Origin of the sequence: Cupriavidus taiwanensis, assembly GCF_900250075.1 — a bacterium.
GTDB classification, from domain to species: Bacteria; Pseudomonadota; Gammaproteobacteria; order Burkholderiales; family Burkholderiaceae; genus Cupriavidus; species Cupriavidus taiwanensis_C.
On the sequence record NZ_LT977070.1, the window covers coordinates 3,263,662 to 3,278,894 of the forward strand.

The 15,233-nt window shown below is 68.5% G+C and carries 12 protein-coding genes; all 12 read right to left on the reverse strand.

From position 1 onward, the window contains the following. Nucleotides 1–115: 115 nt before the first annotated feature. Nucleotides 116–622: a peroxiredoxin gene (locus CBM2588_RS15240; protein ID WP_115681191.1), complete on the reverse strand. Its 507-nt coding sequence runs from the start codon at nucleotides 620–622 to the stop codon at nucleotides 116–118. Between the two features lie 476 nt (nucleotides 623–1,098). Then, the gene (gene ftsZ, locus CBM2588_RS15245; RefSeq protein WP_092306216.1) at nucleotides 1,099–2,292 is read right to left on the reverse strand and encodes a cell division protein FtsZ; all 1,194 of its coding nucleotides are present in this window, start codon (nucleotides 2,290–2,292) and stop codon (nucleotides 1,099–1,101) included. Nucleotides 2,293–2,471: 179 nt separating this feature from the next. After that, nucleotides 2,472–3,704 carry a cell division protein FtsA gene (ftsA, locus tag CBM2588_RS15250; RefSeq protein WP_012353950.1) on the reverse strand — a complete coding sequence of 411 codons (1,233 nt, stop codon included), beginning with the start codon at nucleotides 3,702–3,704 and terminating at the stop codon, nucleotides 2,472–2,474. Further along, nucleotides 3,701–4,639: a cell division protein FtsQ/DivIB gene (locus tag CBM2588_RS15255; RefSeq protein WP_115681192.1), complete on the reverse strand. Its 939-nt coding sequence runs from the start codon at nucleotides 4,637–4,639 to the stop codon at nucleotides 3,701–3,703. The genes ftsA and CBM2588_RS15255 overlap by 4 nt, the downstream gene beginning before the upstream one ends. A gap of 24 nt (nucleotides 4,640–4,663) precedes the next feature. Then, entirely contained in the window at nucleotides 4,664–5,647 is a 984-nt protein-coding gene (locus CBM2588_RS15260) for a D-alanine--D-alanine ligase (protein WP_115681193.1), read from the reverse strand. Beyond that, nucleotides 5,644–7,068, reverse strand: a complete 1,425-nt coding sequence (gene murC, locus CBM2588_RS15265) for a UDP-N-acetylmuramate--L-alanine ligase (protein ID WP_115681194.1) — start codon at nucleotides 7,066–7,068, stop codon at nucleotides 5,644–5,646. Before murC ends, CBM2588_RS15260 begins: the two co-directional genes overlap by 4 nt. A 21-nt stretch (nucleotides 7,069–7,089) precedes the next feature. Continuing rightward, nucleotides 7,090–8,160: an undecaprenyldiphospho-muramoylpentapeptide beta-N-acetylglucosaminyltransferase gene (gene murG / locus CBM2588_RS15270; protein WP_115681195.1), complete on the reverse strand. Its 1,071-nt coding sequence runs from the start codon at nucleotides 8,158–8,160 to the stop codon at nucleotides 7,090–7,092. Nucleotides 8,161–8,269: 109 nt separating this feature from the next. Next, nucleotides 8,270–9,511, reverse strand: coding sequence for a putative lipid II flippase FtsW (gene ftsW / locus CBM2588_RS15275; protein WP_018006235.1), 1,242 nt, complete (start codon nucleotides 9,509–9,511; stop codon nucleotides 8,270–8,272). After that, a complete protein-coding gene (murD, locus tag CBM2588_RS15280) occupies nucleotides 9,508–11,019 on the reverse strand; it encodes a UDP-N-acetylmuramoyl-L-alanine--D-glutamate ligase (protein ID WP_115681196.1) in 1,512 nt (503 codons plus the stop codon). Before murD ends, ftsW begins: the two co-directional genes overlap by 4 nt. Nucleotides 11,020–11,084: 65 nt before the next feature. Continuing rightward, nucleotides 11,085–12,254: a phospho-N-acetylmuramoyl-pentapeptide-transferase gene (gene mraY / locus CBM2588_RS15285; protein WP_012353957.1), complete on the reverse strand. Its 1,170-nt coding sequence runs from the start codon at nucleotides 12,252–12,254 to the stop codon at nucleotides 11,085–11,087. A 13-nt stretch (nucleotides 12,255–12,267) separates the two neighbouring features. Continuing rightward, nucleotides 12,268–13,668: a UDP-N-acetylmuramoyl-tripeptide--D-alanyl-D-alanine ligase gene (locus CBM2588_RS15290; protein ID WP_115681197.1), complete on the reverse strand. Its 1,401-nt coding sequence runs from the start codon at nucleotides 13,666–13,668 to the stop codon at nucleotides 12,268–12,270. After that, on the reverse strand, nucleotides 13,665–15,230 hold the full coding sequence (locus tag CBM2588_RS15295) for a UDP-N-acetylmuramoyl-L-alanyl-D-glutamate--2,6-diaminopimelate ligase (RefSeq protein WP_115681198.1): 1,566 nt from the start codon (nucleotides 15,228–15,230) through the stop codon (nucleotides 13,665–13,667). Before CBM2588_RS15295 ends, CBM2588_RS15290 begins: the two co-directional genes overlap by 4 nt. Between the last annotated feature and the right edge of the window lie 3 nt (nucleotides 15,231–15,233).

The following is a 15,233-nucleotide window of genomic DNA, read 5'->3' on the forward strand; positions in this document are numbered from 1 at the left end:
TTTTGATTAAGGGATTTTACCACCACATCCGGGACGCTGCAGCCGGCTTTTGTTTCCGGCTGTTAACACGCCTGTCACAAGTTACGTATTATCCACGTTTACCCGGATGACTGTGTCAGCCGCGCAACGCCGCCAGCACCGCCTCGGCGCTGCTGACACGGAATTCGCCCGGCGCCTCGACATCGAGCCGGGTTACCACGCCGTCCTCGACCACCATGGCGAAGCGCTTGGCCCGCACGCCCATGCCGCGTGCGCTCAGGTCCTGGTCCAGGCCAAGCGCGCGGGTCCACTCGGCGCTGCCGTCGGCCATCATGCGGACCTTGCCGGCCACCTGCTGGTCGCGGCCCCAGGCGCCCATCACGAAGGCATCGTTGACCGAGACGCACCAGACCTCGTCCACGCCCGCCTCGCGCAGTGCCTCGGCATGCTGCACGAAGCCCGGCACATGCTTGGCCGAACACGTCGGCGTGAAGGCGCCGGGCAGGCCGAACACCACGATCTTGCGCCCGCGGACCAGGTCGGCCACCTTGAACGCATTGGGGCCGAGCGCGCAGCCGTTGCTTTCGGTCTCGAAGAATTCCTGCAGCGTGGCGTCGGGGACGCGGGAACCGACAGTGATCATGGCTTTCCGGTTTTCCTTGGGTGTCTGGGCGGGTCTATGAAGGATAGGACGAATGCGGGGCCGCATGGCGGCGCGTTGCCACTGGGCAACCTAACGATCATAGGCGCCCGGCCCGCGCTGCCAAAGCCGGATCACATCCGCTTACGGTCGAACCAATATTCGGACGAATTCCGATACACCTGAAGACGCTACAAAGACGTCCGCGCGGCGCACTTTTTGGGTGCGCCGCGCGGACGGCGATACATCCCGACCGGGAAGGCGGGAAACCAGTCCGGGGAGGCGGCCAGCGGCACGCCCGAACCCGGCAACGGGATGCGGGTGAAGTCAGTCCGGCGCAGGCGCGGCGCCGCCGGCAGCCCGGCGGTTCACGTCAGCCATGCAAGGCACGCGCGGATGGGGAGCGCACGTGCATCGCGACCAGGCGACGCGTTCCGTCAGGCGGCCGGTGGAGGCACCGATGCCGCGCCAGGCAGGCTTCAGTCTGCCTGCTTGCGCAGGAAGGCCGGGATATCGTACGTATCCACACCCTTTTCCTGCAGCGCCGCCACGTGGGCCGATGCCGACTCACGCGAGCTGCGCCACACTGCCGGCGTATCGAGGTTGCTGTAGTCCGGCGAACTGTGCTGCGCGGCGGTGGCGGCCATGTTGGCCATCATCTGAACCGGCATGTTGTCGGTGCCGGTCTTGAGCAGCGTCATCGGCTGTTGCTTCTTGGCCGAACGGCCCAGGCCGGTCGCGACCACGGTCACGCGCAGCGCATCGCTCATCGAATCGTCGTACACCGTACCGAAGATCACGGTCGCATCTTCCGCGGCGTAGCTGCGGATGGTGTTCATGACTTCCTTGGTTTCCGACAGCTTCAGCGAACGGCTGGCGGTGATGTTGACCAGCACGCCGCGCGCGCCGGACAGGTCCACGCCTTCCAGCAGCGGGCTGGCCACGGCCTGCTCGGCCGCCAGGCGGGCGCGGTCGACGCCCGACACGGTGGCCGTCCCCATCATGGCCTTGCCCTGCTCGCCCATCACCGTCTTGACGTCTTCGAAGTCGACGTTCACCAGGCCGTCAACGTTGATGATCTCGGCAATGCCGGCCACCGCGTTGTGCAGCACGTCGTCGGCGCACTGGAAGCACTTGTCCATCTCGGCGTCGTCGCCCATCACTTCGAACAGCTTCTCGTTGAGCACCACGATCAGCGAGTCGACGCTCGATTCCAGCTCGCTGGAACCGTGCTCGGCCACCTTGGCGCGGCGCGCGCCTTCGAAGTCGAACGGCTTGCTGACCACGCCCACGGTCAGGATGCCCATCTCCTTGGCCACCTGCGCGACGATCGGCGCGGCGCCCGTGCCGGTGCCGCCGCCCATGCCGGCAGTGATGAAGACCATGTGCGCGCCGCGCAGCGCGTCGGCGATCTGCTCGCGGGCCTGATCCGCGCAACCGCGGCCGACTTCCGGCTTGGCGCCAGCGCCCAGGCCCGTATTGCCGAGTTGAAGCACGCGCGAAGCGGTGGAACGCTTGAGCGCCTGGGCGTCGGTATTCATGCAGATGAATTCAACGCCCTGGACACCGCGGCTGATCATGTGCTGCACGGCGTTACCGCCCGCGCCGCCCACGCCGACCACCTTGATGATGGTGCCGTCCATCACTTCCGTTTCGATCATGTCAAAGTCCATCACTGCCTCCGAGAAAAATCAGTCCCCAGACGATGCGGCCTCCCCGCCGCAACCCCTGGTTTCTGAACAAGAAACCAAAAAAAGAAAATCAGAAAACTTCCATCCGGCACGCCGGCCTGTCCGGTAGACCGCCCTGCCCGCGCGCCGTTGCATCGTTAGCGCGTCAATTTCCGCATCGATCAGAAATTGCCGACAAACCATTCCTTCATGCGGGTCCACACCTGCTTGACCGACCCGCTCTGCACCGCCACCTTGCGCCCGCGCATGCGCTGCACGCGGCCTTCCAGCAGCAGGCCCATCACCGTCGCGTAGCGCGGACTCTTCACCACCTCGTGCAGATTGCCGCGATACTCGGGCACGCCGACGCGCACGGGCTTGAGGAAAATGTCCTCACCCAGCTCGACCATGCCCGGCATCATCGCGGTCCCACCGGTGATGACCACGCCCGACGACAACAGTTCTTCATAGCCGGACTCGCGCACCACCTGGTGCACCAGCGAGTACAGCTCTTCGATGCGCGGCTCGATCACCGCGGCCAGCGCCTGGCGGCTGAGCGTGCGCGTGCCGCGGTCGCCCACGCCGGGCACCTCGATCATGTCTTCCGGGTCGGCGATCGCCTGCTTGGCGATGCCGTACTGGATCTTGATGTCCTCGGCGTCCGGTGTCGGCGTGCGCAGCGCCATCGCGATATCGTTGGTGATCTGGTCGCCGGCGATGGGGATCACGGCGGTATGGCGGATCGCGCCTTCGCTGAAGATGGCGATGTCGGTGGTGCCGCCGCCGATGTCGACCAGCACCACGCCCAGTTCTTTCTCGTCCTCGGTCAGCACCGCCAGGCTCGACGCCAGCGGCTGCAGGATCAGGTCGTGCACTTCCAGCCCGCAGCGGCGCACGCACTTGACGATGTTCTGCGCGGCGCTGACGGCGCCGGTGACGATATGCACCTTCACTTCCAGGCGGATGCCGCTCATGCCGATGGGCTCGCGCACGTCTTCCTGGCCGTCGATGATGAATTCCTGCGTCAGGATGTGCAGGATCTGCTGGTCGGTCGGGATATTGACCGCCTTGGCGGTCTCGATCACGCGCGCCACGTCGGTCTGCGTGACCTCCTTGTCCTTGATCGCCACCATGCCGCTGGAATTGAAGCTGCGGATATGGCTGCCGGCAATGCCGGTGAAGACCTCCGAAATCTTGCAGTCGGCCATCAGCTCGGCCTCTTCCAGCGCCTTCTGGATCGACTGCACGGTGGCCTCGATGTTGACCACGACCCCTTTCTTCAGACCCTTGGACTCAGACTGGCCCATCCCGATCACCTCGTAGCTGCCGTCGGGGCGCAGTTCCGCCACCACGGCCGCCACCTTCGAGGTGCCGATATCGAGACCGACCAACAGGTCCTTGTATTCCTTGCTCATCGGGTTTTCTCCGCGTTCTTGCTCTTCAGTCGCGTCGGATTGTTGTTGGATGTACCTGAAACCGTTGCGGCCGCCCCCGGCCGGGCGGCGCTGGTCGCCGCGCTCGCCGCCTTCGCCTTGGCCGCTCGCTCGGCCTTTTCGGCCCGCACCGCCGCCGCGATCTGCGCCTCGGTCAGGAAGCGCGCGTTGGCGGCACGGATGGCAAAGCCGTTGGGATAGCGCAGGTCGGCATATTCGATCTGGCTGCCCCATTGCTGCGTAACCTGCGGCCAGGCCGCGACGAAGCGGCGCACGCGCTGGTCCATCGCGGTGCGGTCCTCCTCGTTCTGCTCCCGGCCCAGCTCGACCTCCATGCCGTTGGACAGGCGCGCGCGCCAGGCGTAGCGACCGGACAGGGCCACCGCCAGCGGCTCGGCCTTGAGCGGCTTGAACCACTGGCGCATGACCTCGAGCTTCTCGATCACATCGCCTTCGCTGTCCGGCGGACCGTCCAGCGCCAGCAGCTGCGCGTCCTCTTCCGCCTCGGCGGTGTTGGCGACAAAGATCTCGCCATAGGTGTTGATCAGGCGGCCGCTGTCGGGTGCGCCCCAGGTGCCCAGCGCCTCGTGCTCCTCGACCTCGACCGCCAGGCCGTTGGGCCATTCGCGCCGCACGCTGGCGCGCCGCACCCACGGCACCGACTCGAACGCCTGGCGCGCCGCGTTGAGGTCCAGCGTGAAGAAGTTGCCGCTCAGCTTGCCCAGCGCGCTGGCGCGCACGCTCGGCGCATTCACGTGGCGCAGGGCGCCGCCGTCCATCGGGCCGATCTCCACGTGCGTGATGGCAAACACCGGCCGCTGCGCCAGCCATAGCAGGCCCGCCGCGAGCGCCATCAGCGCCACCACCGCATACAGCGTGGAGGCGATCAGGTTGAGCAGGCGTGCGTTATGCCACATGGTCCGGTGCGGTCTCGGGTGAAGTTATTCGGGTTTCCAATGCTCGTTGGGATGCAGGTCCAGCGTGGCGGCGGCCACCACCTGCAGCACGAAGTCCTCGTAGCTGATGCCGACCGCGCGCGCCGCCATCGGCACCAGTGAATGGCCGGTCATGCCGGGCGAGGTATTCATCTCGAGCAGGAAAGGCGTGCCGTCGGCGCGCAGCATCACATCGGCGCGCGCCCAGCCGCGGCAGCCCAGCACGCGGTAGGCCTGCACCGCCAGCGCCTGTACCTGCCGTTCGACTTCGGCATCCAGGCCCGACGGACACAAGTATTGGGTATCGTCAGTAAAGTACTTATTTTGATAGTCGTAGTTGGCTTCGGGCGCGACGATGCGGATCACCGGCAGCGCTTCGGCGGTATCGCCCTCGCCCACCACCGGGCAGGTCAGTTCGGCGCCGTCGACAAAGGTCTCGGCGATGACGTCGTTGTCCAGCGCCGCGGCCTTGTCGAAGGCGGCGCGCATCTGGTTCGCGGCGGTGACCTTGGTCAGGCCGATCGACGAGCCTTCGCGCGCCGGCTTGACGATCAGCGGCAGGCCCAGGTCGGCCGCCACGGCGTCAAAGTCGGTGTCGGCATGCAGCATGGCGAAGCGCGGCGTGGCCAGGCCGTGCGTCATCCACAGGCGCTTGGTGGCCTGCTTGTCCATGGCCAGCGCCGAGGCCAGCACGCCGCTGCCGGTGTACGGCACGCCCAGTTGCTCGAGCAGGCCCTGGATGGTGCCGTCCTCGCCGTAGCGGCCGTGCAGCGCGATGAAGACGCGGTCAAAGCCGGCCGCCGCCAGTTCGGCCACGCCCTGCAGGCCGGGGTCGAAGCCGTGCGCGTCGACGCCGCGCGACTGCAGCGCGGCCAGCACGCCGTTGCCCGACATCAGCGAGATCTCGCGCTCGGCCGAGCGACCGCCGAGCAGCACGCCGACCTTGCCCAGCGACTTGGGATCGATATTGGGATGGGCGACGAAGCTCATGCCTGGCTCCCTTGCAGCGGTTGCTGGTGCGACACCAGTTGGCCGGGCACACCGCCGATCGAGCCCGCGCCCATGGTCACGACCACATCGCCGGGCCGTACGGCATTCAGGATGGCCTGCGGCATCTCTTCCATCTGCTCCACGAAAACGGGTTCGACCTTGCCGGCCACGCGCAGCGCGCGGGTCAGCGCACGGCCGTCGGCGGCGACGATCGGGGTCTCCCCGGCGGCATAGACCTCGGACAGCAGCAGGGCATCGACCGTGCCCAGCACCTTGACGAAGTCTTCAAAGCAATCGCGCGTCCGGGTAAAGCGATGCGGCTGGAACGCCAGCACCAGGCGGCGCCCGGGGAAGGCGCCGCGCGCGGCGGCCAGCGTGGCGGCCATTTCCACCGGGTGGTGGCCGTAGTCGTCCACCAGCGTGAAGGTGCCGGCGCCGTCCGGCGTAGCCACCTCGCCGTAGCGCTGGAAGCGGCGGCCGACGCCATGGAACTCGCGCAGCGCCTTGACGATGGCGGCGTCGGGCACCTCCAGCTCGGTGGCGATGGCGATTGCCGCCAGCGCGTTCTGCACGTTGTGCATGCCGGGCAGGTTCAGCACGATCTCCAGCGGCGGCTCGGCGTGCTGGTTCAGCTGGCGCAGCACGGTGAAGTGCATCTGGCCGTCGACCGCGCGCGCATCGACGGCGCGGATCTGCGCGTCTTCGGCAAAGCCGTAGCGCACCACCGGCTTGGACACGAACGGCAGGATCTCGCGCACGTTCGGGTCGTCCACGCACAGCACCGCGATGCCGTAGAACGGCAGCCGCTGGGTGAATTCGATGAACGCCTGCTTGAGCCGGGCGAAGTCGTGCCCGTAGGTGTCCATGTGGTCGGCATCGATATTGGTGATGACCTCGATGACCGGGAACAGGTTCAGGAACGACGCATCGGATTCGTCGGCCTCGGCCACGATGAAATCGCCGGTGCCCAGGCGCGCGTTGGCGCCGGCCGAGTTCAGCCGGCCGCCGATGACGAAGGTCGGATCCAGGCCGCCTTCGGCCAGCACCGATGCCACCAGGCTGGTGGTGGTGGTCTTGCCGTGCGTGCCGGCGATGGCCACGCCCTGCTTCAGCCGCATCAGCTCGGCCAGCATCACCGCGCGCGGCACCACCGGGATGCGCTGGCTGCGTGCGGCCAGCACTTCGGGGTTGTCGCCGCTGACCGCGGTCGACACCACCACCGCGTTGGCGCCGCTCACGTTCGCGGCGTCATGGCCATGCATGACGGTGGCGCCAAGCGACGCCAGGCGCCGCGTGGCGGCATTGTTGCCCACGTCCGAGCCCGAGACCTTGTATCCCAGGTTCAGCAGGACCTCGGCGATGCCGCTCATGCCGGCGCCGCCGATGCCCACGAAGTGGATGTTCTTGACGATATGCTTCATTGGATTGCTGCTTCGCTCACTTCAGTCCCTGGCCAGCTCGCTGCATACCTCGGCGACGCGCCGGGTTGCCTCAGGCTTGGCCAGTCCGCGCGCCAGGCGCGCCATGTCCTTTAACTGCGGCCGGGTCAGGCTGGCAATGGTCTGCGCCAGGCCCGCGGCCGTCAGGTCTTTCTGCTGCACGAGCAGGGCCGCGCCCTGGCTCGACAAAAACTGTGCGTTGGTGGTCTGGTGGTCGTCCACCGCATGCGGGAACGGCACGAACAGCGCCGCCACACCTGCGGCGGCCACTTCCGACACCGTCATCGCGCCGGCGCGGCAGATCACCAGGTCGGCATCGGCATAGGCGCGCGCCATGTCGTCGATGAACGGCAGCGTCTGCGCCGGCACCTGCGCCGCGGCATAGTTGGCGCGCAGCGTGTCGATCTGCTTTGCGCCCGCCTGGTGCGTCACCACCGGGCGCTGGTCCTGCGGCAGCAGCGCAACGGCCTTCGGCACCACCTCGTTCAGCGCCGCGGCGCCCAGGCTGCCGCCCACCACCAGGATGCGCAGCGGGCCGGTGCGCTGGTCGTAGCGGGACTCGGGCGCGTCCAGGCACGCCAGTTCCTCGCGCACCGGATTGCCGGTCCATTCGCCGCCGGGGAGCGTATCCGGGAACGCGCACAGCACGCGGTCGGCCACCTTGGCCAGCACCTTGTTGGCCAGCCCGGCGATCGAGTTCTGCTCGTGCAGCACCAGCGGCCGCCCCAGCAGCGAGGCCATCATGCCGGCCGGGAAGGTGATATAGCCGCCCATGCCCAGCACCACGCTCGGACGCACCCGCCGCAGCGCGGCGATGCTCTGCCAGAACGCGCGCAGCAGGTTCAGCGGCAGCAGGAACTTGGTCACCAGCCCCTTGCCGCGCAGCCCGCCGAACTGGATGAATTCCATCGGGATGTCGTGCTTCGGCACCAGCGTGGCTTCCATGCCGGTGCGGTTGCCCAGCCAGACCACTTTCCAGCCCTGCTCGCGCAGCGCGTGCGCGACCGCCAGCCCCGGGAACACATGTCCCCCGGTGCCGCCGGCCATTACGAGCAGGGTGCGCGGCTGCGTCATACCTTGCCTCCGCGCATCATGACTCTGTTTTGGCTTCGGCCGCTGCGCTTAACTTCCTGCAGTCGCAGGAAGTTAGCCTTCGCCGAAATCGCGTGCTGCTGCGTTCCGGTCATACCTTCCCTCCACGCATCAGCACGCGATTTTCATAATCAATGCGAAGAAGGATCGCCAGCGCCACGCAATTCATCAGGATGCCCGAGCCGCCATAGCTGACCAGCGGCAGCGTCAGCCCCTTGGTCGGCAGCAGGCCCAGGTTCACGCCCATGTTGATAAAGGTCTGCCAGCCGATCCACACGCCGATGCCCTTGGCCACCAGGCCGGCAAAGGTGCGGTCCAGCTGCAGCGCGGTGCGGCCGATATTGAAGGCGCGCCGCACCAGCCAGTAGAACAGCACGATCACCACCAGCACGCCGATAAAGCCGAATTCCTCGCCGATCACGGCGAGGATGAAGTCGGTGTGCGCTTCGGGAAGGTAGTGCAGCTTTTCGATGCTGCCGCCCAGCCCCACGCCGGTCCACTCGCCGCGCCCGAACGCGATCAAGGAATGCGTCAGCTGGTAGGCCTTGCCCAGCGCGTTGCTCTCTTCCCATGGATTCAGGTAGGCAAAGATCCGCTCGCGCCGCCAGGGCGACGCGGTGATCAGCAGCGCGAACGCGCCCACCGCCACCCCGACCAGCCCGGCGAACAGCTTGCCGTTGATGCCGCCCAGGAACAGGATGCCCATCGCCACCGCGGCGATCACCAGGAACGCGCCCATGTCGGGCTCGAGCAGCAGCAGCAGGCCCACCACCACCACCGCCACGCCCATCGGCAGGAAGCCCTTGGACACGGTCTGCATCCACTCCTGCTTGCGTACGGTGTAGTTGGCGGCGTACAGCACCACCGCCAGCTTCATCAGCTCGGACGGCTGGAAGTTCATCACCCCCAGCGGAATCCAGCGCCGCGCGCCGTTCACGCCCTTGCCCACGAACGGCACCAGCACGATCACCAGCAGGATCAGGGCAAGGATGAAAAGCTTGGGCGCGTAGCGGTCCCATACCTTGACCGGCACCTGGAACGCGGCCAGCCCCACCGACAGCCCGATCCCCAGCGCGAACGCGTGGCGCAGCAAGAAGTGGCTTTCGCGATAGTTGGCGTAGCGCGGCGAGTCCGGCAGCGCGATCGAGGCCGAGTAGACCATCACCAGGCCGAGCGCGAGCAGCACGATCGAGACCCACAGCATGGGCTGGTCGTACTCCATCATGCGCGAGCGGGTCGGCTTGACGCCCGACACCGCGTCGCGCAGGCCGCCCCAGGCATTGCCGATGGTGGCGCCGATAAAGCCGCTGCGCTTGACCTGTGCATCGCTCATGGCAGGATCCCCCGGGACAGCGCCAGTTCTTCCACCGCGCCGCGGAATACCTCGGCGCGGTGCACGTAGTTGCGGAACATGTCGAGGCTGGCGCACGCCGGCGACAGCAGCACCGCGTCGCCGGCCTGTGCCAGCGCGGCGGCCTGCGTCACCGCCTGTTCCAGCGTGGCGGCGTCGACCAGGCTGGCGCCGCTGCCCTGCAGCGCATCGCGCAGTTCGGCCGCGGCGCGGCCGATCAGCACCACCGCGCGCGCGTACTGCGCCACCGGCGCGGCCAGCGGCGAGAAATCCTGCCCCTTGCCCTCACCCCCGGCGATCAGCACCACGCGCTTGTCCAGGCCCGACAGCGCGGCCACGGTGGCGCCCACGTTGGTGCCCTTGCTGTCGTCGAAATACTCGACGTCGTCGATGGTGGCGACCCACTCCACCCGGTGCGGTTCGCCGCGGTATTCGCGCAGGCCGTGCAGCAGCGCGTTCAGCGGCAGGTCGATGGCACGGCACAGCGCCAGCGCCGCCATGGCGTTGGTGGCGTTATGCATGCCGCGGATATGCAGCGCATCGGCCGGCATCAGGCGCTTGTGGCGCACCGGCACCGCTTCCGGCGCGGCCTCGGCGGCCTTGCGGCGGCGCGGCTTGCCCTCCCCTTCCGCGTCGGGATCGGGCTCGGCCAGCACCAGCCAGGGCATGCCGCCCTCGCGCAGGATGCCGAAGCTGCCCGGCACTTCGGGCAGATCGATGCCGAAGGTCACGGGGGTCGAGCCCGGGCGCGTCATGTCCAGCGTCAGGCGGTCGTTGCGGTTCAGCACCTGCACGCACGCGTGGCCGGCCGGGCCGAAGATGCGCGCCTTCGACGCGGCATAAGCTTCCATCGAGCCGTGCCAGTCGAGGTGGTCCTGCGTCACGTTGAGCACGGTGGCGGCATGCGGCGCCAGCGTATGGGTGGTTTCCAGCTGGAAGCTCGACAGCTCCAGCACCCAGACCTCCGGCAGCGACGCCGAGGCGATGCAGGCCGACAGCTTGTCCAGCGCCGACGGGCTGATATTGCCCGCCACCGCCACGCTCTTGCCGGCGCGCTCGACCAGGCGGCCGGTCAGCGCGGTGGTGGTGGTCTTGCCGTTGGTGCCGGTGATCGCCAGCAGCTTCGGCGCATAGCCGGACTCGGCTTCGAGGTGGCGCAGCGCGCGCACGAACAGCTCGATCTCGCCCCACACCGGGATGCCGCGCGCCTGCGCCGCGGCCAGCAGCGCGCCGGTGGCGGCCTCCAGCGGCGACAGGCCGGGGCTGATCGCCACCAGGCCGATGCCGTCGAGCAGGCTCTCGGCGAACGGGCCGCCGACGAATTCGGCCGAAGTCAGTTCGGCCTGCAGGAACACAAGGTTGGCGGGCGCCTCGCGCGTGTCGGCCACGCGCACCGCGCAGCCGTTCAGGCCACACCAGCGCGCCATGGCCAGCCCCGACTCGCCGAGGCCCAGTACCAGCACATGAGGTTTTTGCAGCTCGCCAAACACTTCGATTTCCTGCCCTTTGGTTTCCTGTAACGATAAAGCCGCGCCTCGTCAGCGCAGCGTCTTCCTTAACGCAGCTTCAGCGTCGACAACCCGATCAGCACCAGCAGCATGGTGATGATCCAGAAGCGCACCGTGACCTGGGTTTCCTTCCAGCCGCCCAGCTCGAAATGGTGATGCAGCGGCGCCATGCGGAACAGCCGCCGGCCTTCGCCATAGCGCCGCTTGGTGATCTTGAACCACGTGACCTGCGCCATCACCGACAGCGTCTCGACCACGAAGATGCCGCCCATCACGAACAGCACGATCTCCTGGCGCACGATCACCGCCACCGTGCCCAGCGCGCCGCCCAGCGCCAGCGCGCCCACGTCGCCCATGAACACCTGGGCCGGATGCGCGTTGAACCAGAGGAACGCCAGCCCCGCTCCACCCAGCGCCGAGCAGAAGATCAGCAGCTCGCCCGCGCCCGGGATATGCGGGAACAGCAGGTACTTGCTGTAGACCGCGTTGCCCATCACATAGGCAAACACGCCCAGGCCACCGCCGACCAGCACCACCGGCATGATCACCAGTCCGTCCAGGCCGTCGGTCAGGTTGACCGCGTTGCTCGAGCCCACGATCACCAGGTAGGTCAGCACGATGAAGCCGGCCACGCCCAGCGGGTAGCTGATCTCCTTGAAGAAAGGCACGATCAGGTTGGACTTGTACGGCATGTCCAGCGACAGCCCGCCCTCCACCCAGTTCAGGAACAGCTCCCAGACCCGCACATTGCTGCTCTCGGACACCGAGAACGCCAGGTAGACCGCGGCCACCAGGCCGATCAGCGTCTGCCAGAAAAACTTCTCGCGGCTCGACATGCCGCGCGGATCGCGATACACCACCTTGCGGTAGTCGTCGACCCAGCCGATCGCGCCATAGCCGAACGTGACCAGCATCACCACCCAGATAAAGCGGTTGCCCCAGTCGCACCACAGCAGCGTCGACACGGCGATCGACACCAGCACCAGCACGCCGCCCATGGTGGGCGTGCCGGACTTGACCAGATGGGTCTGCGGGCCGATGGTGCGCACCGCCTGGCCGACCTTCAGCTCGGTCAGCTTGCGGATCACCCACGGCCCGAACGCCAGGCCGATCACCAGCGCGGTGACGTTGGCCATCACCGCGCGGAAAGTCAGGTAGTTGACGACCCGGAGGAAGCTGTAGTCGTTTTGCAGCCACTGGGCCAGAGCCAATAACATCGTGTTGTCTTATTTAGTGTGCGGAAGTGTCTGCGACCAGCGCCGCGACCATCCGTTCCATGCGCATGAAGCGCGATCCCTTCACCAGCACGGCGCCCGCTTGCGCCACCATGCCCCCGCTGTCTTCCTCCAAGGCCTTTGCCAGGTCTTGCGCGCTGCCGAAATGGCGGCCGTTGGCGCCGAACGCCTGCACCGCGTGCAGCGCCAGATCGCCGGTGGCCCACAGCACGTCGATGCCGCGCGCCTGGGCGTAGGCACCGATCTCTTCGTGGAACGCCGGCCCCTGGTCGCCCACTTCGCCCATGTCGCCCAGCACCAGCACGCGCGGCGCGGCAAAGCCGGCCAGCACATCGATGGCGGCGCGCATCGAGTCCGGGTTGGCGTTGTAGGTGTCGTCGATCACCACGGTGCCGGCCGGCGTGTACTTGACCTGCAGCCGCCCCTTCACGGGCTTGAACTCCGCCAGGCCCGCCTGGATGGCCGGCACGTGCACGCCCGCGGCGAGCGCGCAGGCGATCGCCGCCAGCGCGTTGCGCACGTTGTGCTCGCCCAGCAGCGCCAGCCGCACCTCGAAGGCATGGCCCGGCGCGCGCACCTGCATCACCTGCACGCCGTCGACCAGTTCCACGGTGGCATGCACGTCGGCCTGCTGCGAGGTGCCGAACGACAGCACGCGGCGCGTGCCCGCGGCCGCGCGCCACACCGGGGCGTAGGCGCCGCCGCTTTGCGCGTCGAGCGGGAATACCGCCACGCCGTCGGCAGGCAGCGCCGCGATCGCGGCGGCGTGCTCGTGCGCCACCGCTTCCACGCTGACCATGAACTCCTGGTGCTCGCGCTGCGCGTTGGTGATCACCGCCACGGTGGGCTGGGCGATGCCGGCCAGGTAGACCGTCTCGCCCGGATGGTTCATGCCGAGCTCCAGCACCGCCAGCTTGTGCGTGGCGCGCAGGCGCAGCACCGTCAGCGGCAGCCCGATATCGTTGTTCAGGTTGCCGCCGGTGGCCAGGCGCTGGTCTTCGCCGACGGCCGCGGCAAAGATCGCCGCGATCATTTCCTTGACCGTGGTCTTGCCATTGCTGCCGGTCACCGCCACCGTCGGCAGCGTGAACTGGCGGCGCCAGCCGGCGCCCAGTTCGCCCAGCGCCAGGCGCGTGTCCGGCGCGACGATGGCCGGCACCGCGGCGTCGACCTCGCGGCTGACCAGCACCGCGGCCGCGCCACGCGCGACCACGTCGGCAATGAAGTCGTGCGCGTCGAAGCGCTCGCCCTGCAGCGCCACGAACAGATCGCCGGGCTCGACGCTGCGGCTGTCGGTATGCACGCGCGCAAACGGCACGGTGCCGTCGCCGCGAATGCGCGCGCCGGCGATCCAGCCGGCGGCCTGCTGCAAGGTGGTCATGGTGGTCTGGCTCATGCCGATACTCCGCGCGTGGCCAGTGCCAGCCGTACGTGTTCGCGATCCGAGAACGGCCGCTTGCGGCCCTGGATCTCCTGGGTGGCCTCGTGGCCCTTGCCGGCCACCAGCACCACGTCGGCCGGCGCGGCGTGCCGCACGGCATAGAGGATGGCGGCGGCGCGGTCTTCGATCTGGCGCCCGCGCGCGCGCTCGGCCATGCCGTCGGCAATCGCGTCGAGGATGTCCTGCGGGTCTTCGCTGCGCGGGTTGTCGCTGGTCAGCACGACCTCGTCGGCCAGGCGCTCGGCCACGGCGCCCATCAGCGGGCGCTTGATCGGATCGCGGTCGCCGCCGCAGCCGAACACGCACCACAGGCGGCCGTTGCGCGCCTGCGCCACCGGGCGCAGTGCGGCCAGGGTCTGCTCGAGCGCGTCGGGGGTGTGGGCATAGTCGACCACGGCCAGCGGCGCCTGCGCGGCGTCATGGCCGGCGCCGAACAGCTCCATGCGGCCTTCCACCGGCGCGAGCGCGCGCAGCGCGGCAATCGCCGCGTCCCACGCCACGCCGTTGGCCAATGCCGCGCCCAGCACCGCCAGCAGGTTGCTGACGTTGAAGGCGCCGATCATCGGCGTCGCCATCTCGGCGTGGCCGAAGCTGCCGTCGATATGGAAGGCGGTGCCGGTTGCGGTGGCGCGCACGTTGGTGGCGCGCAGCCATGCGCCGCGCGGGCCGCGCACCGTGGCAGCGGCGGGGCCGTCGATGCCGTACTCGATCACGTGCGGCGCGGCCACGGCGGCGGCGTCGGCCGCCAGCAGGCGCTGGCCCATGCCGTCGTCGCGGTTGATTACCGCGGTGCGCAGGCCGTCCCAGCGGAACAGGCGCGCCTTGGCGGCCTCGTACTCGGCCATCGAGCCGTGGTAGTCGAGATGGTCCTGGGTCAGGTTGGTCAGCACCGCCACCGAGAAATGCGTGCCGGCCACGCGCTCCTGCTCGAGGCCGTGCGAGGACACTTCCATCGCCACGGCGCGCGCGCCGGCATCGTGCAGCGTGGCCAGGCTGGCCTGCAGCTGCACCGCGTCCGGCGTGGTGAAGCCGGTGGCCTGCAGTGCGTCGGGGAAACCGGTGCCGAGCGTCCCGATCGCCGCGCACGGCGTGCCGGCGGCCTGCAGCACGCGTGCCAGCCACTGGCTGCACGAGGTCTTGCCGTTGGTGCCGGTGATGCCGGTCACGGCCAGGCCGCGCGCCGGGTTGCCGTGCCAGCCGGCGGCGATCGGGCCGGCCAGCTGATGCAGGCGGCTCACCGCCAGGTGCGGCACCGCGTCGCCAAAGGGCCAGTCGAAGCCGTCGGCCTCGTAGACCACGGCGCCGGCGCCGGCGGCGATCGCCTGCGCGATATAGGGACGGCCATCGGTGGCCAAGCGGTCGTTGCCCAGCACGTAGGCGAAGAACACATCGCCGCGCGCCAGGCGCCGGGTATCGCCGCTCAGCTGCGCCGCGGCGGCCACGTTGGTACGCAGCCAGGCCAGCGCGTTGCTGGCCTGGGCGGTGACCTCGAGGGGGAGCAGGGGCTTGGCCGTCATCGG

Excerpts from the sequence above, each read along its gene's own strand:
- ftsZ (WP_092306216.1), bottom strand. The coding sequence starts at position 2,292 with ATGGACTTTGACATGATCGAAACGGAAGTGATGGACGGCACCATCATC.
- mraY (WP_012353957.1), bottom strand. The coding sequence starts at position 12,254 with ATGTTATTGGCTCTGGCCCAGTGGCTGCAAAACGACTACAGCTTCCTC.
- murC (WP_115681194.1), bottom strand. The coding sequence starts at position 7,068 with ATGAAGCATATCGTCAAGAACATCCACTTCGTGGGCATCGGCGGCGCC.
- ftsW (WP_018006235.1), bottom strand. The coding sequence starts at position 9,511 with ATGAGCGATGCACAGGTCAAGCGCAGCGGCTTTATCGGCGCCACCATC.
- CBM2588_RS15295 (WP_115681198.1), bottom strand. The coding sequence starts at position 15,230 with ATGACGGCCAAGCCCCTGCTCCCCCTCGAGGTCACCGCCCAGGCCAGC.
- CBM2588_RS15255 (WP_115681192.1), bottom strand. The coding sequence starts at position 4,639 with ATGTGGCATAACGCACGCCTGCTCAACCTGATCGCCTCCACGCTGTAT.
- murG (WP_115681195.1), bottom strand. The coding sequence starts at position 8,160 with ATGACGCAGCCGCGCACCCTGCTCGTAATGGCCGGCGGCACCGGGGGA.
- CBM2588_RS15290 (WP_115681197.1), bottom strand. The coding sequence starts at position 13,668 with ATGAGCCAGACCACCATGACCACCTTGCAGCAGGCCGCCGGCTGGATC.
- CBM2588_RS15240 (WP_115681191.1), bottom strand. The coding sequence starts at position 622 with ATGATCACTGTCGGTTCCCGCGTCCCCGACGCCACGCTGCAGGAATTC.
- ftsA (WP_012353950.1), bottom strand. The coding sequence starts at position 3,704 with ATGAGCAAGGAATACAAGGACCTGTTGGTCGGTCTCGATATCGGCACC.
- CBM2588_RS15260 (WP_115681193.1), bottom strand. The coding sequence starts at position 5,647 with ATGAGCTTCGTCGCCCATCCCAATATCGATCCCAAGTCGCTGGGCAAG.